Below are 21,531 nucleotides of genomic sequence, written 5' to 3'. Positions count from 1 at the left end.
ACAGCGCGGTTCAAAGCTCGAACACGCCAAGCTCCGCAACTTCTCATTTGTAATGCCGATCCAATGAAATTACTAGCCTCGAAACAAGCCGGTTAGTGTTGGTAATCGAGGAGAGCAGAGACCATTGGCGGTATTCGCCGGTCGTCGGCTCCTCTAGGATGGGCTAACTACGCGCCGGTTGATGACGTGGTGATGTCACCGCCGGCGACCATAGGAGCCCCGGATGGGCGACTTTAGTCGTGTGCCGCGGCTCCGGAACCCAGAGTCGGTCGCTCTGAAAAGCCAATGATTTTCCCTCGAATGTTTCGTCGCCGCCGCGCCCACGAAACAATTCGGACGTGGGACGAAACCAAATGGCCTCGGCGGCGCAGCAGTCAGGAAACACAGCGTGGTTATCAACCCGTCAACGGACGCAGCAGCGATCATCGCCGCAAACGGCGGGTGATTGGTACGAAGCTGCCGTCGGTCGTCTGGCTCGCGCCCGGCTGCGCGGGTTCAGGCAGGCGAGGTGGCGACGTCGCCGCACGGAGTGGGTGAATTGGTGACCATGCTACGGATGTCGGCGCTGGTGGTCGGCCTCGGGCTGATGATCGGTAGCGCGGCGCAAGCGCAGACACGGTCGCTGTTCGTCGTTCAGGACGCGCGCACCGATTTCATCCGGCAGTGCACGATACACATGACAGGGCGGTGGGCGCATCCGGATGCGGTGTGTCGCTGTCTGCACGATCACGCCGCCGCGATGGTGCCCGACAGCGATCTTCGTCTCGCCTTGCTTCGTGGCATCCGCGAAAGCGGCGTTCCGTCCATCGATAACGATTGGGTGCCGCGCACCAAGCAGTCTCAGATCAACGCGACCTTTACGTTGATCGCCAAGCCGGCGCTCCAGTGCATGTTCGACCCGCTCGATTAGCGGCGCTGCCGCAGAGTGTCTGGCGCCTCAGCGGCGGACCCGCTGAATGCACTTCCGTGTCGCGGTGACGCCCGAAGCCGATAGCGTCGCTCCGGTGATCTCCTTGATCTGACCGTTGGGGCACGATCCGTCGTCGACCAGGATCTTCTGACCAAGCCGCAGGCTGGTGATGTCCTGCTCGCGCGAGACCTGCTGCTGTGCCGCGGCGGGGGCAGCGACCGCCAGGACGGCGGCAACGCCGAGTGCGAGCGTGGTGAGCGGCGTTCGGGGATGGTGAGAGGCGAACATCAGATCTCCTGATCGGGGCGTGCGGCATGAGGGCATGATTCGAGTGCAGGGCCAAACTGCATGGAAAATCGGGCGATCTGTGGTTTGATCCGCGCGCCGGTGTCAGAACGAACAACAAGGAGCGCACATCCGCATGAGCGACGACGATCTCAACCGCCGCATTCTCGACGCCGTCGATGCCGGTTTCGATACCCAACTCGCCACCACCCGTCATTTTGTCGCGATTCCAAGCACCCGCGGCGCAGAAGGCCCGTGTCAGGACATGATGGCTGATCTGTTGCGGCAGCGCGGCTACGAGGTCGACGACTGGCATATCGAACTCGACGATCTGAAAGACCTGCGCGGCTATGGTCCGATCGAGCACGATTTTTCGAAGGCGCGGACGGTGGTGGGCACCTATCGTCCGTCCAACAATGCCGGCCGTTCGTTGATCCTGCAGGGCCATTGCGACGTGGTGCCGGCGGGGCCGCTCGAGATGTGGGACACCCCGCCGTTTTCGCCCGTGATCAAGGACGGCCGGATGTATGGCCGCGGCGCCTGCGACATGAAGTCCGGCACCATCGGCGCGCTGTATGCGCTGGATGCGATCAAGGCCGCCGGCTTGCGCCCGACGGGCCGCATTCATTTCCAATCGGTGATCGAAGAGGAGAGCACCGGTGTCGGCGCGCTCTCCACGTTGCAGCGCGGCTATCGCGCCGATGCCTGTTTCATCCCGGAGCCGACCGGCGGCAAGATGGTGCGATCGCAGGTCGGAGTGATCTGGTTTCGATTGAAGGTGCGCGGCTATCCGGTGCACGTTGCCACTGCTGGCTCGGGCTCGAATGCGATTACGGCCGCCTATCATCTGATCGAAGCGCTTGGAAAACTCGAGGAGGAGTGGAATCGCCGTGCGGCCAGCGATCCGCACTTCAAGACGCTGGCGCATCCGATCAACTTCAATCCCGGCATCATCAAAGGCGGCGACTGGGCGTCCAGCGTTCCGGCGTGGTGCGACGTCGATTGCCGGATTGCGATCCTGCCAGGCTGGTCGGTCGCCGATCATCAGGCCGAGATTTTGGCCTGCGTCGCGGCGGCAGCGCGCGACCACCGCTTCCTGTCGAACAATCCGCCCCAGGTCGAGTGGTCGGGCTTTCTCTCCGAGGGCTACGAGTTGAAGAACGCCGCCGAGCCGGAAGCTGCGTTCGGCAAGGCGTATCAGGCTGTGTACGGCAGCGACGTACAGGATCTGGTGTTCACCGCCCTGACCGATACCCGGTTCTATGGTCTCAACTACAACATCCCGAGCCTATGCTTCGGTGCGTCGGGCGAAGCCATGCACGGCTTCAACGAGTACATCGATCTGGATTCGTTGCGCCAATCGACTAAGGCGACCGCACTGTTCATCGCCGAATGGTGCGGCGTCGAGCCCGCTTGAGGCAGGCGATCGAGAAGATGTCGATGACCTGACAGGTCATTGCTCCGAGGCGGATCGGCAGGCATCGATCCGTCCGATCAAAGCGGCGGCCGCAGCCCGCGCGGCCGTCGCCACCTCAGCGGGCAAGGAGAGGGCACCCATGACTCCGCTGGAGAAGATCAATTCGTTTCCGCTGCCGTTCGCGGTGTTGATGGGGCTGCGCTTCAAAGAAGCGGAGCCCGACCGGGTGGTCGCCACGCTACTGGTGCGCGACGATCTGTGCACCATCGGAGCCAGCATCCATGGCGGTGCCGTGATGGCGCTGGCCGACAGCGTCGGTGCAGCCGCCACGGTGATCAATCTACCCGGCGAGGCCAAGGGCACCACGACGCTGGAGAGCAAGACCAACTTCATCGGTGCGGCGAAGGCAGGCTCCACCTTAATCGCTACCGCCACGCCGGTGCATCGTGGCCGTCGCACTCAGGTGTGGCAGACCCGAATCGAGACCGAGGACGGCAAACTGGTCGCCGTCGTCACTCAGACGCAAATGGTATTATAGGACGGTTTTGGCTATCCGTAAGATTACGAGGGTGCGGCGCAAAACGGGTATCCAGACCCGCATCGGGCATCCCGGCGCTTCCATAACCGCCTTAATTTAGATAGGTTTAGCGAAAGTGCGAAGGCTCCCGGCCGCTCTTTCCTAGGCGTTGCCTGCGAATGGGTCTTGAATATTATTGTGCGATGCACAATATGACTTCTGTCTAGGGAAGACGAACGCCTCCTTGAGGGTCATCCCGAGAGGAGAGACGACTTATGCACGACGCTCTAATCGCCGATCTCACCGGCTCAAAAGGGACGATCCGATCCCTGATCAATCAAGAGCTGCCGCTGCTGCGGGATCATCTGATGCGCCTCGACGCCGAGAGCCGGCGTGATCGCTTCAACGGCTTCGCCGACGAGGGCTTCATCGATCGCTACGCCAAGAAGTGCGGCGGCGACGGCACCATCATCATCGCGTTCTTTGCGGAAGACGGCTCAGTCCATGCAGCCGCCGAACTGCACCAGCCCGATCTGCACATCGACTCGCTTCCCGAGATCGCCTTCAGCGTGGAAAGCCACCTGCGCCGCAAGGGCATCGGCAGCATTCTGTTCAAGCAGTTGATGGAAGTCGCCCGCTCGCTCGGCTACGAGCGGCTGCGGATCACCACCGGCTCGCAGAATCAGGCGATGCGTGCGCTCGCCAACAAGTTTGGCGCGCACCTGACGTTCCGCCAGGGCGAATCCACCGGCACGATCGATCTCGAACAGCAGGCGGACACCGCGATCGCGCAACGCACGATCGACGTTCCGGGTGGCGCTGCGACGGCACTGATCGCCTTCAATCAGGCGTGCTGGAATCTGTTTCTCAGGATGTCGGGCTTCAATCGCGCAGCCTGACGGTCCGACCGCCCCAAACAACAACGCCGCGTGCTCGGGCCCGCGGCGTTCTTTTTGTGGTCACTGGATGGAGACGCGGTTCAGATCCGCTTGTCGTTTCCGACGATGCGCTCGGCGCCCACGATCCGGCGTGACACCCGGCGCTCGACCACCACGGAGCGCTGGAAGCCCTGTTCGCCGGTGATCACGCGCGAAGTCCGCGCCGAGGCACGGGCCGACTTCCGAACTTCCTTCAGCACGGCGTCGATCGGCATCCCCATCAGGGACGCGGCAATTTCCGCCTGCGAGTCGACATCATCTGTGATGCCGGCCGCCGCAAAGATCGCTTCTTCGAGAGTCGGCGGGTCGCGTCGCACGCGCCGCACGCCGTATTTGGTATTCCAGTCTTCGCTCATCGGCCGCCCCGGGTTGAGTGCGTTACCTAGTGGAGCCGATGTTGCATTGCAATATTCAATGTCGGCCACTCGTACCGGACCTTGGTCGAAGGTGGCCGGCCACCGTTTGCGTCAGATCAAATCGATCGCAAGTCATGGCTGCCCTGCACAGCGGACTCGGGGGAGCGTCGCGCATTCGGGACGCTTCTTTACGCTCTGAAGATCGTCAGGCCGACAATCAGCAGCACGATGAAGATCACTGCGAAAATGTAGAACAGGATCCGCGCGATGTCGGCCGAGGCCGCCGAAATGCCGGTGAAGCCGAAGATTCCTGCGACGATCGAGATCACCAGAAAGATCAGAGCCCATTTGAGAATCGTCATCGCCATCACCCTCGCGTCCAAGCTGCGGCTTGAACGATGTCTGACCACAATGGTTCCGAGCCCGCGCAGGGGGGCGCGGAGGGGGATGCGATAGCGGCGACCTGCGCGAATGCCGATCCTGTGGCGCGCGACAAGTCGGTTTTTCGCCTCGTGGCCGGCTCCTCCACAGTCCTTTGTCGTGTCGGGTCGGTTTAAACCTGCCCGCGGATTGGCTAGATTGCCGGGCCGATCGAGGGCCGCGAACCGCGGCAGGGACGGCGATTTGACCGTCATGCAGCGAAGCTGCGGCGCGTCCGAGGATTGTATGATGATGACGAGATCGTGGGCCGCCGGCGGATCGGCAGTCCTGCTCGCGCTGTTACTTGGCAGCGCCACTACACCCGTGCATGCGCAGTCGGCCGATCTGGTGTTGTGCGATCGGATCGCCGCCGACCCTGCCGATCCGGATAAGCCCGCCGACGTCAAGGGCGTCGCGGAGATCGCGCCTGGCGACGTCGCCACCGCCATCAAGTATTGCCGTGTCGCTTCGGCCGGATCGCGCCGGGCGATGTATGCGCTCGGCCGCGCCTATGCGGCCGGTGGTCAGACGGCGGAAGCGATGGCTGCCTATCGCAAGGCCGCCGACAAGGGCAGCAGCTCGGCGATGGTCGAACTCGGCGTCGCCTATGCGACTGGCGCCGGGCTGCCGAAGGACGATGCCAGGGCTCGGCAGTTGCTGGAACGCGCGGCCGCGGCAGGCAACCCGCGCGGCATCAGCAATCTTGCCGCGCTCGGCGGCGGAACGTCGTCCGACCCGGTGAAAACCCGAGCCTTGCTTGCCAAGGGCGCAGAGAGTAACGCCGAAGCGCAATATCAGCTCGGGCTGATGCTGGCCGATGGTATCGGCGGCCCCAAGGACGAGGTCGCGGCGCGATCCCTGTTTGAGAGGGCTGCGGGGCAGGGCCATCCCGGCGCTTTGATGCAGATGGGCGCGTTTGCGCAGGCCGGCCGCGGCGGTCCGAAGGACAGCGACGCGGCCAAGGCGTACTACGAAAAGGCCGCGGCGCTCGGCAACGCCGAGGCCAAGGCGGCGCTGAAGCGGAGCGATTGCCCCTATGTGCTCAAGGACAAGCGCGGAAACATGGTGACAAACCTATGCTTCTAGGCAATCGGCGCGGCCGCGCCTGATCTGGCTTCAACCGAATCATACCAAACTCGACCACGTTCCTGGAACGTCGGCGCCGCGCGCGCTCTGATCCAGGCCAAGCACAGGGCGTAGCCGTTATGGAAGAGACGCGGGACCGAATTCGAGTGCTGGCCGGCTGTGGTCGGGCTTTGCAGCGCGCTCCGCGGCTTCTGTGGCCGCAGCCGGGCCTGATGCGCGGCGTCGCGCTCGTCCTGGCCCAGGGGTAGACAATGAGCCAGCAGAAGAAAGGGCTCGGCGTCCTCGTCAGCGCCATCGGCGTGGTGTTCGGCGACATCGGCACCAGTCCGCTGTACGCGATGAAGGAGACCTTCGCCGGACATCACCCGATTCCGGTGACGCCCGACAACATCTTCGGTGTGCTGTCGCTGGTGTTCTGGACCGTCATGATGCTGGTCACGGTGAAGTACGTGATCGTCATCATGCGCGCCGACAACCACGGCGAGGGCGGCAGTCTGGCGCTGCTGGCATTGGTCACCGAACTGACACGCGGACGGCGCGTGCACTATCCGCTGATGATGCTCGGCGTGATCGCGGCGGCGCTGTTCTACGGCGACAGCATGATCACTCCGGCGATCTCGGTGCTCAGCGCCGTGGAAGGGCTCGAGGTCGTCACGCCGGATCTGAAAGCCTATGTGGTACCGATCACCGCGGTGGTGCTGACCATTCTGTTCGCGATCCAGTCGCGCGGCACCGGCCTGGTCGGCCGGCTGTTCGGGCCGGTGATGTGCGTGTGGTTCCTGACGCTCGCCGCCCTCGGTATCGCCAACATCGTCAACGCCCCCCATGTGCTGGAGGCGATCAGCCCGACCTTCGCGATCGAGTTCGTGATCCGCCATCCGCTGATGAGCTTCTACGCGCTCGGCACGGTGGTGCTCGCCGTCACCGGCGGCGAGGCGCTGTATACCGACATGGGGCATTTCGGCCGTTTCCCGATCCGGCTCGGCTGGTTCGGCCTCGTGCTGCCGGCGCTGTTGCTCAACTATTTCGGCCAGGGCGCGCTGCTGATCCACGATCCGTCGGCGATTCAGAACCCGTTCTTCCGGCTCGGGCCGGAATGGATGGTGGTGCCGATGGTCGCGCTCGCCACCATGGCCACCGTGATTGCGTCGCAGGCGGTGATCTCGGGCGCGTATTCGGTGGCGCGGCAGGCGATCCAGCTCGGGCTGCTGCCGCGGATGACCATCGTCCACACCTCGGGCGAGGAGGCCGGCCAGATCTACGTGCCGTTCACCAACTGGACCCTGTATTTCGCCGTGATGGCGCTGGTGATCGGATTCCAGTCGTCGAGCAATCTGGCGGCGGCTTACGGGATCGCGGTGACCGGGACGATGATGATCGACACCATTCTGGTAGCGTTCGTCGCGGCTCTGCTGTGGCGCTGGCATCCGGCCGTGGTCGTGGTGGTGATCGGCACGCTGCTGCTGCTCGACTTTGCCTATTTCGCCGCCAACATCATCAAGGTCGCGCAGGGCGGCTGGTTCCCGCTGTTCATCGGCTTCATCTCCTTCACCGTGCTGACGACCTGGCGCCGCGGCCGCGCGCTGGTGCGCAAGCAACTGAAGAAGCAGTCGGTGCCGCTCGATGTGGTGCTGCGCGCGCTCGGGCCGAACGTGTCTCGGGCGCGGGGCACGGCGGTGTTTCTCACCGCCGCCACCGACGGCGTGCCGCCTGCGCTGCTGCACAATCTCAAGCACAATCAGACCGTCCATCAGCGCGTCATCCTGACCACGGTGACCACTGCGGAAACGCCCTATGTGCCGGACAGCGAGCGCGTGCACATGACCGACATCGGCGACGGCTTCCATCGCCTGATCATCCGCTACGGCTTCATGCAGACCCCCGACGTGCCTGCTGCACTCGCGCTGTGCAAACAGTTCGGCCACGAGTTCAACATGATGTCGACCTCGTTCTTCCTCAGCCGCGAAACCTATGTGCCGAGCCTCAACCCTGGAATGGCGCTGTGGCGCGAGCGGCTGTTCACCTTCATGACGCTGAATGCGACGCGGGCGACCACGTTCTTCAAGATCCCGACCGATCGGGTGGTCGAACTGGGTACACAGCTCGAGATCTGAGGCCGCCGGTCAGGCCAGCCCGAGCGAGAAGGCGAGGGTGCCGACCGCGGCGTGAGAGGCGATCAGCGGCCAGATGTTCAGGGTGCGCCAGTACACGAAGCCCCACACCACGCCGAGCAGGAAGGTGTTGAGCAGCAGCGCCGGGTCGCCGTAGCAGAGGTGGATGAGCGAGAACAGCGCCGCCGAATACAGCACATAGGCCCAGCCGCCGTGCTGCATCCGGTCGGTGATCAGCTTCGGGATCGAGCGGCACACCACCTCCTGGCACGGGCTCGAGACCAGGACGTAGAACGGCGCGAAGCTGAGCCAGGACGGCGGCTGGGCCTCGAAGCTGAACAACCGGGTCTGCAGCAGCATGATCGCGGAGATCAGGCTGGTGACCGCGACCGCGCCGAGCCAGTGCCGCCACTGGTGCGGGCGGCCGAATCCGAGCTCCTTGAACGAGAACCCGGCCCACAGGCAGAGCCCGACGCACAGCGCCGACACCACGATCAGCGCGCCCATCCGATATTCGAACGGCAACAGTCCGACCTGGATTGCGAGCCCCGGCGCGGCAAGCAGCAGCGTCAGGCCGGCAAGCGGAGCCAGTCGCAACGCGGGATGTGGCGCCGGCGGGCAGGTCGGCGTCTCGGGGTGTCGCAAAATCGTCATGAGACCCATAATCCGGCATCGGCCGTCGGGTTCCAGTACGGGCGGCTCCGAGGCTCAGCGGCGGGTGCCGGCGCCGACGCTGATGCTGCCGCCGAGTTTGACGCAGGTGGAGCTGCCTTCGAGCTGGACGAAGCCGGCGCCGAAATCGGCGCAGGGATTGCGCCTTGCGCTCAAATTGCGCGGCAGCGGCGTGTTTTGCTCGACGCGCGGGGACGGAGGCGCCGACCTGCGCGGCTCGGCACCGGCCGCCATCGGCAGCGCGACCGCGAAGGCGATCAGTAACCATCTCATGCGGTTTGCTTTAGCGCGCAGGGAGCGATCTGGCCAGCGGCCGCAATTGGGGAGCGGACGAGGCTTGCCCCAAACCCGCCGCATTCTCAACGCCGTGCTGAGCCGTGGACAGACACGGACTGCGGCAGCCCGCCGGCTTGACGGCACCTGACCGCTCCGGTTTGACGATTATCGCCGCGCCGGCCGTCGCCGCGCGGCTCGGGGCGAGGGACGGGGATTTCGATGAGAACGATCGTGGTACTTGCCGCGCTGCTGGCATCGAGCGCGGCGCTGGCGCAGAGCAACGCACCGGCCTCCGGCGGGACGCCGATGGTCGGGGACCGGCCGCTGGTGCAGATCAAGCCGAAGGGCGACAAGGCTGCGGCCAAGCCGCCGATCGCGGACCGCATGAAGGCGTGTCTGGAGATCGAGGACGCCACCAAGGAGCGGCTGGACTGCTTCGATGCGATCTATCCGCCGGCACCGAAGCCGGCCGGGGCAAAGGCCGGCGCCAAGGCGAAGCCTGCCAAGACCGCGGCGGATTGTCGCTTGGTCAAGGAAGAGGACGAGCGGCTCGCCTGCTACAACGGCTTTGCGGACAAGCCGACGGCAGCGCCCAAGCCGGCCGCAGCACCCAAAGCGGCGGCGCCCAAGACCTGATCGCAGTGACCTGATCGCGGCGGAGCGGGCGACCGTCAGCCCTTGATCCCGGCCGTCGCGCCGCTCGGGTAGCGCGCGCCGACCGCTGCGTCTGGCGGCAACGCCTCGCGAGCGAGCTCTCTGATCGATGGGTCGGAATCGCCGATGGCCTGCTGAGTCACCGGGGTGCCGCAGGTCGCGGTGTCAGGCCGCCGCCGGGCTGGGCAGCGCAGTGCCGGTGCAGCACGGCCGTTCGTCGTCGGTGTCGTCCGCCCAGGCACAGCCACCGCCGGCACGTTTGGCGGCGTAGAGCGCGCGGTCGACCCGCTCCAGGAATTGCGCGGTCGAGCCGTGGCTGAGCGCCCCGCTGCTCACGGTGATGCCGGCGCTGGCGCCGATGCACACCGGCAGGTCGGACAACCGGAACGGCATCGACAGATCGAACACCGCCCGCCGCGCCAGCGCCAGCGCTTCATTGCGGCCGGGCTCCGCGTCGGCGATCGGCTTCAGCAGCATGAACTCATCGCCGCCGAACCGGGCAGCGATGCCGTCGGCGCCGGCGCAGGCGGTCAGCCGCTCCGCGACCTGCCGCAATAGATCGTCGCCGGCGTGATGGCCGTGCCGATCGTTGATCGGCTTGAAGCCGTCGAGGTCGATGGCGATCACGGTGAAGCTGCCGCGGGAGCTCGCGAGCGCCTGCAGGAAGCCGGCGCGGTTCGGCAGACCGGTGAGGAAATCGTGGGTGGCCTGGCGCGCCAGCCGATGCTTGGCTTCGAGCCGCTCGGTGAACGCCGCGCTGAGATGCTTGGAGGCTTCGCGCAGCGTCAGCCAGAACAGCACCAGCATGCCGGCGCCGACCTTGTAGGCGAGCTCCGGGCGCATCAGCCCGGCGATGATGGTCGGCGTGAGGAGTGCGGCAGCCGCGGTGAGGATGATCCACGGCCGGATCGCTGCCCGCGACACCATGCCGACGCAGTACGACATCGACAGGCCGAATGCGATCCAGGCGCCGGGGGCGTCGCCGAGCTGCAGCGCACGGAACGACAGCGCACCGAGCGCCAGGCTGAAGGCGGTGGCGCCGGCGCCGTACAGCCGCTCCCAGCGCACCACGTCGGCGTCGGTGAACTGTGCGGCGCGCGCCTTGTAGCGCATCAGCGAAAACACCCGCGCGCTGGCGGTGATCACGATCAACACCGAGATCACCGCGTAGCCGGGATCGCCGCCGAGCAGCGTCAGGGTCGCTGCGCCGGTCACCGAAGTCACGCCGATCGCCATCACCTGCGGCAGCGAGGTGTAGAGCAGTTCGACCAGCTCGCGGCGGATCCGCGGGTCGGGATGCAGGGAGCGGGACAACAGCGGGAAGTGCATGCGCACAACATCGCGGACAGTTCCTAATAAGCGATGGCAACTGCGCGCAATGTCGGTAATCGGGTCGCCGTATCCTTAACGAAACGTTCGTGGACAGCCGCCCGGGAACATCGCGGCGTTACGTCGGCGGCCAGTTCCTCAGGGCCATGTCGGCCAGCTTGCGCAACTGATCGGGGGAAGCGCCGCCTGCCGCCTGCACCGCCATGCCTTGCAGGATCGCCGAGACGTAGCGAGCGAGGTCGCCGGCATCGGCGCCGGACGGCAGATCGCCGTCGGCGACCGCACGGGCCAGCCGGTCCTGCAGGTCCTGCTCGCCCTTGGCGCGGCGCGCAGCCAGTTCCTGCTTGATGGTCTCGGCGGCATCGCCACAGCACAGCGCGCCTTGCACTGCGAGGCAGCCCGGGTTGCTCGGATCCGTCATCGCATCGACGGCGCCGTGCAGGATGTGCTCGACGACTTCGCGAGCAGTCGGCTTCTGCAGGCCGGCCTGATAATAGCCGCCGGGGCCGTCGACATAGCGGTCGAGCGCTTTACGGAACAGATCTTCCTTGTTGCCAAAGGCCGCATACAGGCTCGGCTTGGTAATGCCCATTGCCTCGGTGAGATCGGCCATTGAGGTGCCTTCGTACCCCTTACGCCAGAACACGTGCAAAGCGAGGTCGAGCGCCGCATCGACGTCGAATTCGCGGGGGCGTCCCAGGGCCATGGCTGGATCTCCAGAGATTTCTACCAGACGGTAGATAAGTCCCTTGACAGGGGATGTCGATAGTCCATCTATACCGGGCGGTATCGATATGTGCGGTGCAGCGTGGTATTCTGATATTCGGAACATCCGCCCGTGCGCGCATGAGTTACTGAATTTATTCGGCTTTTTACAAGCCCGTCTGATCAAATGGGATACGCGATGGCTACTCCACTCGCTCGAAGGGCCGCGCTCGGCGCGGGAATGATCGCGGTTTCGGCCGTACTGGCCGGCGGAGCAGCTCTGATCGAGCGCACCGGAACCGCCCAAGCGGAAACCACAGCGGCAGCGCCGGCAGCCGTCCCGGTTTCGGTGGCGCTCGTCGAAGCCAAGGCAACAACGCCCTCCGACGAATTCTCGGGGCGGCTCGAGGCGATCCAACGAGTCGAAATCCGCTCGCGGGTCGCGGGCGCCGTCCAGGAGATCCAATTCCGGGAAGGCACCCTGGTTCACAAGGGCGACCTTCTGGTCCGGATTGATCCGTCGCTGTACGCCGCCGAGGTCGACCGCGCCCAGGCACAGTTGTCGGCGGCCCGCGCCAGGGTCGTGTTCACCAAGGCAGATGTCGAGCGCAGCCAGCAGCTCTCCAGTTCCAGCATCACCCAGCGCGAGGTCGACAACCGTCTCAACGCCTATCGTGAGGCTGAGGCGAACCTGAAATCCGCCGAGGCGGCGCTGAAGACCGCGGAGCTGAACCTCAGCTACACTGAAATTCGCGCGCCGGTGTCCGGTCGGGTCGGCAAGGTCGAGATCACCGTCGGCAATCTGATTGCCGCCGGCCCGAGTTCGCCGCTGCTGACGACCCTCGTTTCGGTGAACCCGATCTATGCCAGCTTCAATGCCGACGAGCAGGTGGTGACCCGCGCGCTGCAGACGCTCGCAGACGAGAAGACGCCAGGCGCGATCGAACGCATTCCTGTCGAAATGACGACCGTTGCGGGCGGGGCGCCGGTGAAGGGCAAGATGCAGTTCATCGACAACCAGGTCGATCCGCGCTCCGGCACGGTGCGAGTGCGCGCGGTGTTCGACAATGCCGATGGCCGGCTGATGCCGGGCCAGTTCGCGCGGCTGTCGATGGGGCAGCCGAAGCCTGAACCGGCGCTGCTGGTCAGTGAACGTGCGGTCGGCACTGACCAGAACAAGAAGTTTGTGATGGTGGTCGACGCCGAGAACCACGCGCAATATCGCGAAGTGACGCTCGGGGCCTCTGTCAATGGACTGCGAGTGGTGGCGTCCGGCCTGAAGGCCGGCGAACGCATCGTCGTCAACGGCCTGCAGCGCGTCCGTCCCGGCGTCACGATCAAGCCCGAAACGGTGGCAATGGAGGCCGCCTCCAGCAAGACGGTGGCACAGAACTAACCGTTGCGGCTCCGCCGCCACGGCGGGGCCGAACCTCATTGCTTTCGATAGACAGTCACGCGGCAGACGTCCCGTCGGCCGTGCAGGGATCATTGCGCTCGCGCGCGAGCGAACCGGCGGATCACAGCCATGAATTTCTCCAAGTTCTTCATCGATCGCCCGATCTTTGCCGGCGTGCTGTCGGCGGTGATTTTCCTCGCCGGCCTGCTGTCGATACCGGTGCTGCCGATCTCCGAATATCCCGAAGTCGCGCCGCCGACCATCGTGGTGTCGGCGCAATATCCCGGCGCCAACCCGAAGGTGATTGCCGAGACCGTGTCGACCCCGATCGAGGAGCAGATCAACGGCGTCGAGAACATGCTGTACATGAGCAGCCAGGCCACCACCGACGGCAAGATGACGCTGAACGTCACCTTCAGGCTCGGTACCGACCCGGACAAGGCGCAACAGCTGGTGCAGAACCGCGTCTCGCAGGCCGAACCGCGGCTGCCGGCGGAGGTTCGTGCGCTCGGCATCACCACCATCAAGAGCGCGCCCGACTTGACCATGGTCGTGCACTTGATGTCGCCGAACGACCGCTACGACATGACGTACTTGCGCAACTACGCGGTGCTCAACGTCAAGGACCGGCTGGCGCGGATTCCGGGCGTCGGTCAGGTGCAGTTGTTCGGCTCGGGCGATTATTCGATGCGAATCTGGCTCGATCCGCAGAAGGTCGCCGAGCGCGGCCTGTCACCGGCCGATGTGGTGCGCGAGATCCGCGCTCAGAACGTCCAGGCTGCGGCCGGGCAGGTGGGCGGCTCGCCGGGCGAGCCTGGGCTCGATCTGCAGCTCTCGGTCAATGCACAGGGACGGCTGCAGACCGAACAGGAATTCGGCGACATCATCGTCAAGAACGGCGACCACGGCGAAGTGGTGCGGCTGCGCGACGTCGCGCGGATCGAGCTCGGCGCCGCCGACTACGCGCTGCGCTCGCTGCTCAACAACAAATCCGCAGTGGCGATCCCGATCTTCCAGTCGCCTGGCTCCAACGCGATCCAGATCTCCGACAACGTCCGCGCGACGATGAAGGAGCTGAAGGAGAATATGCCGGACGGCGTGTCCTACGACATCGTCTACGACCCGACCCAGTTCGTCCGCGCCTCGATCGAAGCGGTGATCCACACGCTGCTCGAGGCGATCGCGCTGGTGGTGCTGGTGGTGATCCTGTTCCTGCAGACCTGGCGCGCCTCGATCATCCCGCTGATCGCGGTGCCGGTGTCGGTGGTCGGCACTTTCGCGGTGATGCACGTCTTTGGTTTTTCGATCAACGCGCTGACCTTGTTCGGCCTGGTGCTGGCGATCGGCATCGTGGTCGACGACGCCATCGTCGTGGTCGAGAACGTCGAGCGCAACATCGAACGCGGCCTCGGCCCGAAGGAGGCGGCCTATCAGGCGATGCGTGAGGTGACCGGGCCGATCATCGCGATCGCGCTGGTGCTGGTCGCGGTGTTCGTGCCGCTGGCGTTCATCACCGGCCTCACCGGGCAGTTCTACAAGCAGTTCGCCCTGACGGTGGCGATCTCGACGGTGATCTCCGCCTTCAACTCGCTGACATTGTCGCCGGCGCTGGCCGCGCTGCTGCTCAAGGGCCACGACGCGCCGAAGGATGCGCTGACGAAGGTGATGGACAAGACCCTCGGTTGGTTCTTCGTCCGTTTCAACCGCTTCTTCACACGCAGTTCGGAGGCCTATGGCGGCGGTGTCAAGCGTGTGGTGTCGCGCCGCGCGGTCGGCATGGGGCTGTATCTGGTGCTGGTCGGTGCCACCTTCTATCTGTTCCACGCGGTGCCGGGCGGGTTCGTGCCGGGGCAGGACAAGCAGTATCTAGTCGGCTTCGCGCAGCTCCCGGACGGTGCCACGCTGGATCGCACCGAGGAGGTGATCCGCCGGATGGGAGAGATCGCCCAGCAGGAGCCGGGGGTCGAGAACTCGATCCAGTTTCCCGGCCTGTCGATCAACGGCTTCACCAACTCGTCGAACTCCGGCATCGTCTTCATCGGGCTGAAGGACTTCGCCGAACGCAAGGACAAGTCGCTCAGCGGCAACGCCATCGCGATGTCGCTGAACAAGAAGTTCGCCGGCATCCAGGATGCGTTCATCGCCATGTTCCCGCCGCCGCCGGTCGCCGGTCTCGGCACCATCGGCGGGTTCAAGCTGCAAATCGAGGATCGCGCCGGCCTCGGCTACGAGGCACTCAACGACGCCACCAAGGCGTTCGTCGCCAAGGCGAGCGCGCAGAAGGAACTGGCCGGGCTGTTCACCAGCTACCAGATCAACGTGCCGCAGCTCTATGCCGACGTCGATCGCACCAAGGCCCGGCAGCTCAACGTGCCGGTGACGTCGATCTTCGAAACCATGCAGATCTATCTCGGCTCGCTCTACGTCAACGACTTCAACAAGTTCGGCCGCACCTATTCGGTGCGGGTGCAGGCCGACGCCAAGTTCAGGGCGCGAGCGGACGATATCGGCCAGCTCAAGGTGCGTTCGGACTCCGGCGAGATGATCCCGTTGTCGACGCTGCTGCGAGTCAAGGAGAGCGCCGGGCCGGAGCGGGCGATGCGCTACAACGGCTTCCTCACCGCCGATATCAGCGGCGGCGCGGCGCCCGGCTTTTCGACCGGGCAGGCGCAGGCCGCGATCGACCGCGTCGCCAAGGAGACGCTGCCGAAGGGCGTGTCCTACGAGTGGACCGAGCTGACCTATCAGGAGATCATCGCCGGCAATTCGTCGCTGATCGTGTTTCCGGTGGCGCTGCTGCTGGTGTTCCTGGTGCTGGCCGCGCAGTACGAGAGCCTGACGCTGCCGCTGTCGATCATCATGATCGTGCCGATGGGGTTGCTGGCGGCGATGTTCGGCGTCTGGATCAGCAAGGGCGACAACAACGTCTTCACCCAGATCGGCCTGATCGTGCTGGTCGGGCTGTCGGCGAAGAACGCCATCCTGATCGTCGAGTTCGCGCGCGAACTGGAGTTCGCCGGGCGCAAGCCGGTGCAGGCGGCGATCGAGGCCAGCCGGCTGCGGCTGCGGCCGATCCTGATGACCTCGATGGCCTTCATCATGGGCGTGGTGCCGCTGGTGACGTCCACCGGCGCCGGCTCGGAGATGCGCCATGCGATGGGCGTCGCGGTGTTCGCCGGCATGATCGGCGTCACGGCGTTTGGCATCTTCTTCACGCCGATGTTCTACGTGGCGCTGCGTGCGCTCACCGGCAACCGGCCGCTGACGCAGCACGGTGAGGGTACCGTCGATCAAGACGCGCCCTTGGCGCCGGGATTGCACGAGACGGAACAGCGCCGACAGGCGGCCGGGTCGCATTCGTGATGCGTCCGGCCGGATCGGAGATAGCGGAGCGAGGTTACTCGACCCGTTCGGCCGCGCCGCGGGAGGAGGGCGCGCGGTTTTCGCCGAGGGTCTGCCGCGCAATCCATTGCGTCACCGCGCCCAGGTTGTTTCCAGCGTCGCGATAGACGCGTAGCTGAGCGTCGGCCGAACTGCCGCGCTCCAGAATGGCGCGGCAGCGTTCGACTTCGGACGCGCAACCGAGCGCTTCCGCATCCGGCAGGACGCGTGCAATCACCTGATCGAGGAATTCGCGGATCTCGATCGGGCCGTCTTTCGAGCCGAAGATGCAGTCGGTGCCGTAGCGCTGCGCTCGCCATTTGTTCTCGACCGCGATGGCACGTTCGACGTTATCGACTGCTTCGGACGAATCGGGATGTTCACACAGATGCTTGATCAGCGCCCTATATAGGGATGCGATCAGCACCGCGTCCTCCAGTCGCGTGCACACATCGGGCGCGCGAAGCTCCAGCGTCGGATGGCGTGACGACGGCCGCAGCGCCCACCAGACGTAGCTCTCATCCGGCATCACCCCTGATCGCACCAGCGCTTCGACGTAGCGGTCGTATTCGCTCTGATCGGCGAACAGCTCCGGCAGCCCGGTGCGGGGCAATTCGTCGTAAGCGGCGAGGCGATAGCCGCGCAGGCCAGTCTCCTTGCCGTTCCAGAACGGCGACGACGTCGCCAGCGCGATGAACAGCGGCAGATACGGGATCATCGCCCGCATCACCGCGACGCGTTCCGCTGGCGGAGGGATCTGCACGTGGACGTGCATACCGCACAGCATGTTGCGGTGGCCGATGGTTCGCAGGTCCTCGATCATCTCTTTGTAGCGCGGCTTAGGGCTTGGTTTGGAAAACCGCCATGACGCTGTCGGGTGGGTCGCGCTGGCCATGATCACCAGGCCGTGCTGGGCAGCGGCAGCCGCCACCTCGTTACGCAGAAATCGCAACTCTTCCCGTGCATCGCTGGGATCGACGTGGACGTTGCTGGCGACTTCGATCTGCGCCTGCAGCATCTCACGCATCGCCTGGCCGCCGGTGGACCAGTTCGCGGCCTCGAACAGGCCGTTCGGCGTCTGCATCGCGACCTCGTGGGTCTTCGCGTCGGCGAGGAAATACTCCTCCTCGATGCCGAACGAATAGGCGGCGTTGGCGTCGATGCCGATCGCGGATCTGATCACCAGGTGCTGCTGGTTGGCGCTCAGATTCAGGCGGAGCTTGTCGAGGATTTTCGGATCAAATCGCATGGGCCTGCAGCCACCCTTCGAGGAGAGCGGCCTGCCACAGCCGCGAATGGCCCTTCGGGCTCTTTTCTGCTTCGGGATGATGGAGCATGTGTTCGATGAACTCGGAGCGATACAGACCGCGGTTACGCGCGGCCGGGGAGGTCAGGATGTCGCGAACGTAGTCGAGGAAATCGCCGCGCAGATGCCGCAGCGACGGCACCGGGAAATATCCCTTGGGGCGGTCGATCACTTCGGCCGGAAGCAACGCGCGGGCGGCTTGTTTGAGGATGTACTTGCCACCATCGCCGAGCTTGAGCGAGGCCGGGATCCGGGCGGCGAGCTCGACCAATTCGTGGTCGAGAAACGGCACCCGGGCTTCGAGACCATGCGCCATGGTCATGTTGTCGACCCGCTTGACCGGATCGTCGACCATCATGATCTCGGCGTCGATCTGCAGCGCCTTGTCGACCGGGGAACTCGCCGAGGTCAGGTCGAAAAAGCGCTCGACGAAGTCCGAACTGTGATCCGCCGAGAGCAGATCGGGCGTCAACAACCTGGAGATGTCGGTGTGCTTCCAATCAAAATACACCTCGCGATACTGATCGGCGGCATTGTTGGCGGTGAGCAGTGAGGGGTACCAGCTATAGCCGCCGAACACTTCGTCGGCACCCTGGCCGCTCTGCACCACTGTCACCCGCTTGGCGACCTCGCGCGACAGCAGATAGAACGCAACCGCATCGTGACTGACCATCGGCTCGGACATCGCCCGGATCGCGTCCGGCAGATGCTGCAATGCCTCGCGGCCGTCGATTCTGATCTGCTCGTGCGTTGACGAGAAGTGCTTCGCCACCAGATCGGAATAATAGAACTCGTCGCCGCTTTGCCCGCCGACGCTGTCGAAGCCGATCGCGAAGGTCTTGACGTCGGAATGGCCGAGTTTGGCGAGCAGCGCGACGATCAGCGATGAATCCAATCCGCCCGACAGCAGCACGCCGACAGGGACGTCGGCGACGCGGCGGCGATCGACCGCCGTCAGCATCGCATCGGTAACGGCCTCGCTCCACTCTTGCTCGGTCATCACCCGATCGACGGCCGAGCCGACTGTGAACCTCCAATAGCGCCGCGTGGTTCTGGAACCATCCGGCTCCAGGGTGAGGATGGAGGCGGGCTCCAGCTTCTTCACGCCGCGCAGAATGGTGCGCGGCGGTGGCACAGCGGCGTGGAAGCTGAAGAAGTGATGCAGCCCGACAGGATCGAGCGAGGTATCGACACCACCGCCCGCCAGCAAGGCGGGCAGATCGGAGGCGAAGCGGAAAGAGTCAGGGCCATCGACGTAGTAGAGCGGTTTGATGCCGAGACGGTCGCGGGCCAGCACGACGCGGTCGCTGTCGCGCTCCCACAACGCGAAGGCGAACATGCCCTTGAAACGTGATACGCAGTCCGCCCCCCAGGCATGATAGCTCTTGAGGATGACTTCTGTGTCGCCTTGCGAGAAGAACCGATAGCCGCGCCGCGTCAGTTCGTCCTTGAGTTCGCGGAAATTGTAGATGCAGCCGTTGAAGACGATGCCGAGTCCCAGCTCGCTGTCGATCATCGGCTGCTGAGAGGCTGCTGCCAGATCGAGAATGCTGAGTCGCCGATGGCCGAACGCCATGGTGCCTTGCGCGAACAGTCCTTCCGCATCGGGCCCGCGCTTGTGCATCGCGCCGGCGATCGTCTTCAAAGCGGCGATCGAGGGTTCGCCGCGCATGCGGATCTCTCCGCAAATTCCACACATCGCCCTTCGATGCCTCCGTTGCCGATCAATTAAGCTCGCTCGACAACATTTTGGGCAACAGCGGGTTCCTGCGGCGAATGTTCACCGGCCGGGAACGGACGGATCTCGACGGGACGAAACGGCCGCGAGACCAGCACGTGATCCGCCGGCACTTCGGACCAATGCAGCTCCGTGTCGAACGGCTCGGAGGCCACGACCAGAGGCCCATCCTCGCGATAGTACAGCGTGTTCGCCGTATCGTTGTGAGCGAACCGGAAGGCGTAGAGGTCGTGTCCATTGGCGAGCGCCGCCGTGAACCTCATCCGCTCGCGCAATCCATCTTCGTCGACCAGGGCGCTGAGTGCGCGCATCACGCTCAGGGTCGCGCCGATCGGATCCTGGTCCAGCCCCTGGCCCATCATTGCCAGGAACACCGCCTCGGAATCCGTGGTGCCGACGCGCGATGGATACAGATGATCGGGGATCATCGCCTCGACCTTCCGCCGCAGCCGGCTCCAGCTCCCAATGAAACCGTTGTGCATGAACATCCATCGCCCGCAGGCGAATGGATGGCAGTTCTGCCGCGTCACCGCGGTACCGGTCGCGGCGCGGACATGGGCGAAGAACATGTGGGATTGCAGGTGCCGGCAGAGGTAACGGAGATTCTCGTCCGACCATGCCGGGCGCGTTTCGCGAAACAATCCCGGCTCGGGATGAACTCCGTACCAACCGAGGCCGAAGCCATCGCCGTTAGTGCTGCCAGCGGATTCGCGGGCGCGCAGGCTCTGGTTGATCAGGGAGTGGACCGGTTCTGTGACGTAGCTGTCGAACGATGTTGCTTCTCCGCGGTATGCCAGCCAGCGGCACATCGATTCACCTCAACGAATGATCCCGGTTGCGCGGCTGCGCACACCTGGTTTCAACCGCTGCAGGGGGCGCCGGTTCCGGTTCCGCTCCGTCTGGAGTTGCCTTCCGCGAGGACTCGCGCGACACAATGCCGCCTGATCGCACGCTGATCGGCGTGGTGCGGTCGGGTTCCGCGGGGCACTCTCCGGTCCGTCAGCCGGCAAAGGAGATTCGCATGTCGATGCTCAAGCGCACACTAATATTGCTTGGTCAGACCGAATCCTCAGTGTCGGCCCGGGACTACGCTTTCCGGCTGGCGCAGCGGACCGGAACGGATCTGGCGGGTCTGGCCGGCCTCGATCTACGCTCGATCGAGACGCCGATGCTCGGCGGGATCGGCACTTCCGCCTACAAGGCGCAGCTCGAGCAGGAGTTGAAAAGTCAGGCTGAAGCGACCCGACAGCGGTTGCACGAGGAGTTCGAGCGCGAATGTCGCGAGCGCGCCCTCCCGTTCGAATGGCTTTCGTTCGAGGGCGATCCGATCGAAGCCTTCCAGCTTGCGACCGAGACCCGCGATCTGGTGGTTGCCGGGCACGATACCGGCTATGGCGGCGATCTGACCGAGCCGTTGTCGGAGATTCTGGCCAAGCTCCTGCTGCGCTCGCCTCGGCCGCTGATCGTTTGTCCGGACCGGTTGCCGGAGGGAGAAGCCATCCTGGTCGCCTACGACGGCAGCGTCCCGGCGATGCGCGCGCTGCAGATGTTCGTGCTGCTCGGTCTCGGCACCGGTCAGCGGATCGTGGTCGCTGCGGTCGATCGGAGCGAGGAGGCGGCCGCCCGCAATTGTGCGGCCGCGGCTTCGTATCTGCGGAGCCACGGCTACGAATCGGACGCCTGTCCGATCACTTCGAGCGTCGATCCGTCCGAGGCGATCAGGCTTACAGTCGCTGACCGGCGAGTCGGCACCTTGGTGATGGGGGCATACGGCCGACGAGGATTCCGCGAGGCGTTGTTTGGTTCGACCACAGATGCGCTGGTCGAAACGCCACCGTGTGCACTGTTTCTGTATCATTGATCGATGTGCGTGGGGGGCGAAGTCCAGTTGGCCGCTGGGCGTTGGCGCGCCGATATGCCGCGTTCCGATGTTGCGTTCGGATGACGATAATGTCGCTCGCCGCTTTCGAACGCACGCCTTCAAGCGTCCGGCTGTTTCGCCGGGATCGCATGGTTCTCCGCAGTTGACCGGGT

The 21,531-nt window shown here is 64.8% G+C and carries 20 protein-coding genes; 10 read left to right on the top strand and 10 right to left on the bottom strand.

The window, feature by feature from the left end; all coding sequences use genetic code 11:
• Positions 1–556 precede the first annotated feature (556 nt).
• A complete protein-coding gene (locus tag FLL57_RS10595) occupies positions 557–910 on the top strand; it encodes a hypothetical protein (protein WP_235677254.1) in 354 nt (117 codons plus the stop codon).
• Between the two features lie 27 nt (positions 911–937).
• Here the strand turns inward: FLL57_RS10595 and FLL57_RS10590 are convergent, their stop codons facing one another.
• A complete protein-coding gene (locus FLL57_RS10590) occupies positions 938–1,198 on the bottom strand; it encodes a DUF6719 family protein (RefSeq protein ID WP_013502112.1) in 261 nt (86 codons plus the stop codon).
• Positions 1,199–1,331: 133 nt separating this feature from the next.
• On the opposite strand from FLL57_RS10590, the gene FLL57_RS10585 reads away from it, so the two are divergent.
• The 3 genes from FLL57_RS10585 (at position 1,332) to FLL57_RS10575 (ending at position 4,028) form a co-directional block, all read left to right on the top strand.
• Positions 1,332–2,612 (top strand): ArgE/DapE family deacylase, encoded by a 1,281-nt coding sequence (locus tag FLL57_RS10585; protein ID WP_142882870.1) that lies wholly within the window; start codon positions 1,332–1,334, stop codon positions 2,610–2,612.
• A gap of 139 nt (positions 2,613–2,751) precedes the next feature.
• Positions 2,752–3,150: a PaaI family thioesterase gene (locus FLL57_RS10580; RefSeq protein WP_142882869.1), complete on the top strand. Its 399-nt coding sequence runs from the start codon at positions 2,752–2,754 to the stop codon at positions 3,148–3,150.
• Between the two features lie 254 nt (positions 3,151–3,404).
• The gene (locus tag FLL57_RS10575; protein WP_013502115.1) at positions 3,405–4,028 is read left to right on the top strand and encodes a GNAT family N-acetyltransferase; all 624 of its coding nucleotides are present in this window, start codon (positions 3,405–3,407) and stop codon (positions 4,026–4,028) included.
• Positions 4,029–4,108: 80 nt separating this feature from the next.
• Here FLL57_RS10575 and FLL57_RS10570 read toward each other — a convergent pair whose 3' ends face one another.
• Positions 4,109–4,423: a hypothetical protein gene (locus FLL57_RS10570; protein ID WP_013502116.1), complete on the bottom strand. Its 315-nt coding sequence runs from the start codon at positions 4,421–4,423 to the stop codon at positions 4,109–4,111.
• A gap of 188 nt (positions 4,424–4,611) precedes the next feature.
• A complete protein-coding gene (locus tag FLL57_RS10565; RefSeq protein ID WP_013502117.1) occupies positions 4,612–4,785 on the bottom strand; it encodes a DUF1328 domain-containing protein in 174 nt (57 codons plus the stop codon).
• A gap of 307 nt (positions 4,786–5,092) precedes the next feature.
• Here FLL57_RS10565 and FLL57_RS10560 point away from each other — a divergent pair, with 307 nt between their 5' ends.
• Together FLL57_RS10560 and FLL57_RS10555 are read left to right on the top strand one after the other, a co-directional pair.
• On the top strand, positions 5,093–5,929 hold the full coding sequence (locus tag FLL57_RS10560; protein WP_013502118.1) for a tetratricopeptide repeat protein: 837 nt from the start codon (positions 5,093–5,095) through the stop codon (positions 5,927–5,929).
• 251 nt (positions 5,930–6,180) lie between these two features.
• Positions 6,181–8,043, top strand: coding sequence for a potassium transporter Kup (locus FLL57_RS10555; protein ID WP_013502119.1), 1,863 nt, complete (start codon positions 6,181–6,183; stop codon positions 8,041–8,043).
• A 9-nt stretch (positions 8,044–8,052) separates the two neighbouring features.
• On the opposite strand, the gene FLL57_RS10550 is transcribed toward FLL57_RS10555, so the two are convergent.
• A complete protein-coding gene (locus tag FLL57_RS10550) occupies positions 8,053–8,703 on the bottom strand; it encodes a CPBP family intramembrane glutamic endopeptidase (RefSeq protein WP_433962615.1) in 651 nt (216 codons plus the stop codon).
• Between the two features lie 45 nt (positions 8,704–8,748).
• On the bottom strand, positions 8,749–8,985 hold the full coding sequence (locus FLL57_RS10545) for a hypothetical protein (protein WP_142882867.1): 237 nt from the start codon (positions 8,983–8,985) through the stop codon (positions 8,749–8,751).
• A 222-nt stretch (positions 8,986–9,207) separates the two neighbouring features.
• Here FLL57_RS10545 and FLL57_RS10540 point away from each other — a divergent pair, with 222 nt between their 5' ends.
• Complete coding sequence (locus FLL57_RS10540) at positions 9,208–9,624, top strand: hypothetical protein (protein WP_142882866.1); 417 nt, start codon at positions 9,208–9,210, stop codon at positions 9,622–9,624.
• Between the two features lie 183 nt (positions 9,625–9,807).
• On the opposite strand, the gene FLL57_RS10535 is transcribed toward FLL57_RS10540, so the two are convergent.
• Together FLL57_RS10535 and FLL57_RS10530 are read right to left on the bottom strand one after the other, a co-directional pair.
• Entirely contained in the window at positions 9,808–10,971 is a 1,164-nt protein-coding gene (locus FLL57_RS10535; RefSeq protein ID WP_142882865.1) for a GGDEF domain-containing protein, read from the bottom strand.
• A 118-nt stretch (positions 10,972–11,089) separates the two neighbouring features.
• Positions 11,090–11,677: a TetR/AcrR family transcriptional regulator gene (locus tag FLL57_RS10530; RefSeq protein WP_142882864.1), complete on the bottom strand. Its 588-nt coding sequence runs from the start codon at positions 11,675–11,677 to the stop codon at positions 11,090–11,092.
• A 198-nt stretch (positions 11,678–11,875) separates the two neighbouring features.
• Between FLL57_RS10530 and FLL57_RS10525 the strand changes: the two genes are divergently transcribed.
• The gene (locus FLL57_RS10525) at positions 11,876–13,072 is read left to right on the top strand and encodes an efflux RND transporter periplasmic adaptor subunit (protein WP_142882863.1); all 1,197 of its coding nucleotides are present in this window, start codon (positions 11,876–11,878) and stop codon (positions 13,070–13,072) included.
• A 129-nt stretch (positions 13,073–13,201) separates the two neighbouring features.
• Positions 13,202–16,435: an efflux RND transporter permease subunit gene (locus FLL57_RS10520; protein WP_142882862.1), complete on the top strand. Its 3,234-nt coding sequence runs from the start codon at positions 13,202–13,204 to the stop codon at positions 16,433–16,435.
• A 34-nt stretch (positions 16,436–16,469) separates the two neighbouring features.
• Here FLL57_RS10520 and FLL57_RS10515 read toward each other — a convergent pair whose 3' ends face one another.
• Genes FLL57_RS10515 through FLL57_RS10505 form a run of 3 tightly spaced genes read right to left on the bottom strand, consistent with a single transcriptional unit; the run spans position 16,470 to position 20,306 of the window.
• The gene (locus tag FLL57_RS10515) at positions 16,470–17,702 is read right to left on the bottom strand and encodes a carboxylate-amine ligase (RefSeq protein ID WP_142882861.1); all 1,233 of its coding nucleotides are present in this window, start codon (positions 17,700–17,702) and stop codon (positions 16,470–16,472) included.
• Positions 17,692–19,458: an N-acetylglutaminylglutamine amidotransferase gene (locus FLL57_RS10510; protein ID WP_142882860.1), complete on the bottom strand. Its 1,767-nt coding sequence runs from the start codon at positions 19,456–19,458 to the stop codon at positions 17,692–17,694. The genes FLL57_RS10515 and FLL57_RS10510 overlap by 11 nt, the downstream gene beginning before the upstream one ends.
• A 29-nt stretch (positions 19,459–19,487) precedes the next feature.
• A complete protein-coding gene (locus tag FLL57_RS10505; protein ID WP_013502129.1) occupies positions 19,488–20,306 on the bottom strand; it encodes a class II glutamine amidotransferase in 819 nt (272 codons plus the stop codon).
• Between the two features lie 212 nt (positions 20,307–20,518).
• On the opposite strand from FLL57_RS10505, the gene FLL57_RS10500 reads away from it, so the two are divergent.
• Positions 20,519–21,358, top strand: a complete 840-nt coding sequence (locus FLL57_RS10500; protein WP_013502130.1) for a universal stress protein — start codon at positions 20,519–20,521, stop codon at positions 21,356–21,358.
• Positions 21,359–21,531 lie beyond the last annotated feature (173 nt).

Origin of the sequence: Rhodopseudomonas palustris, from assembly GCF_007005445.1 — a bacterium.
Classification (GTDB): domain Bacteria; phylum Pseudomonadota; class Alphaproteobacteria; order Rhizobiales; family Xanthobacteraceae; genus Rhodopseudomonas; species Rhodopseudomonas palustris_G.
The sequence above is the reverse complement of the archived record's forward strand: the minus strand, read 5'-3'. Positions and strand labels throughout refer to the sequence as shown.

Bases quoted from the DNA above. Each gene is read 5' to 3' on its own strand.
- FLL57_RS10545 (WP_142882867.1), bottom strand. From the start codon at position 8,985: ATGAGATGGTTACTGATCGCCTTCGCGGTCGCGCTGCCGATGGCGGCC.
- FLL57_RS10570 (WP_013502116.1), bottom strand. From the start codon at position 4,423: ATGAGCGAAGACTGGAATACCAAATACGGCGTGCGGCGCGTGCGACGC.
- FLL57_RS10580 (WP_142882869.1), top strand. From the start codon at position 2,752: ATGACTCCGCTGGAGAAGATCAATTCGTTTCCGCTGCCGTTCGCGGTG.
- FLL57_RS10560 (WP_013502118.1), top strand. From the start codon at position 5,093: ATGATGACGAGATCGTGGGCCGCCGGCGGATCGGCAGTCCTGCTCGCG.
- FLL57_RS10565 (WP_013502117.1), bottom strand. From the start codon at position 4,785: ATGACGATTCTCAAATGGGCTCTGATCTTTCTGGTGATCTCGATCGTC.
- FLL57_RS10500 (WP_013502130.1), top strand. From the start codon at position 20,519: ATGTCGATGCTCAAGCGCACACTAATATTGCTTGGTCAGACCGAATCC.
- FLL57_RS10515 (WP_142882861.1), bottom strand. From the start codon at position 17,702: ATGCGATTTGATCCGAAAATCCTCGACAAGCTCCGCCTGAATCTGAGC.
- FLL57_RS10595 (WP_235677254.1), top strand. From the start codon at position 557: ATGTCGGCGCTGGTGGTCGGCCTCGGGCTGATGATCGGTAGCGCGGCG.
- FLL57_RS10585 (WP_142882870.1), top strand. From the start codon at position 1,332: ATGAGCGACGACGATCTCAACCGCCGCATTCTCGACGCCGTCGATGCC.
- FLL57_RS10525 (WP_142882863.1), top strand. From the start codon at position 11,876: ATGGCTACTCCACTCGCTCGAAGGGCCGCGCTCGGCGCGGGAATGATC.
- FLL57_RS10520 (WP_142882862.1), top strand. From the start codon at position 13,202: ATGAATTTCTCCAAGTTCTTCATCGATCGCCCGATCTTTGCCGGCGTG.
- FLL57_RS10535 (WP_142882865.1), bottom strand. From the start codon at position 10,971: ATGCACTTCCCGCTGTTGTCCCGCTCCCTGCATCCCGACCCGCGGATC.
- FLL57_RS10540 (WP_142882866.1), top strand. From the start codon at position 9,208: ATGAGAACGATCGTGGTACTTGCCGCGCTGCTGGCATCGAGCGCGGCG.
- FLL57_RS10575 (WP_013502115.1), top strand. From the start codon at position 3,405: ATGCACGACGCTCTAATCGCCGATCTCACCGGCTCAAAAGGGACGATC.
- FLL57_RS10505 (WP_013502129.1), bottom strand. From the start codon at position 20,306: ATGTGCCGCTGGCTGGCATACCGCGGAGAAGCAACATCGTTCGACAGC.
- FLL57_RS10510 (WP_142882860.1), bottom strand. From the start codon at position 19,458: ATGTGTGGAATTTGCGGAGAGATCCGCATGCGCGGCGAACCCTCGATC.
- FLL57_RS10530 (WP_142882864.1), bottom strand. From the start codon at position 11,677: ATGGCCCTGGGACGCCCCCGCGAATTCGACGTCGATGCGGCGCTCGAC.
- FLL57_RS10550 (WP_433962615.1), bottom strand. From the start codon at position 8,703: ATGGGTCTCATGACGATTTTGCGACACCCCGAGACGCCGACCTGCCCG.
- FLL57_RS10555 (WP_013502119.1), top strand. From the start codon at position 6,181: ATGAGCCAGCAGAAGAAAGGGCTCGGCGTCCTCGTCAGCGCCATCGGC.
- FLL57_RS10590 (WP_013502112.1), bottom strand. From the start codon at position 1,198: ATGTTCGCCTCTCACCATCCCCGAACGCCGCTCACCACGCTCGCACTC.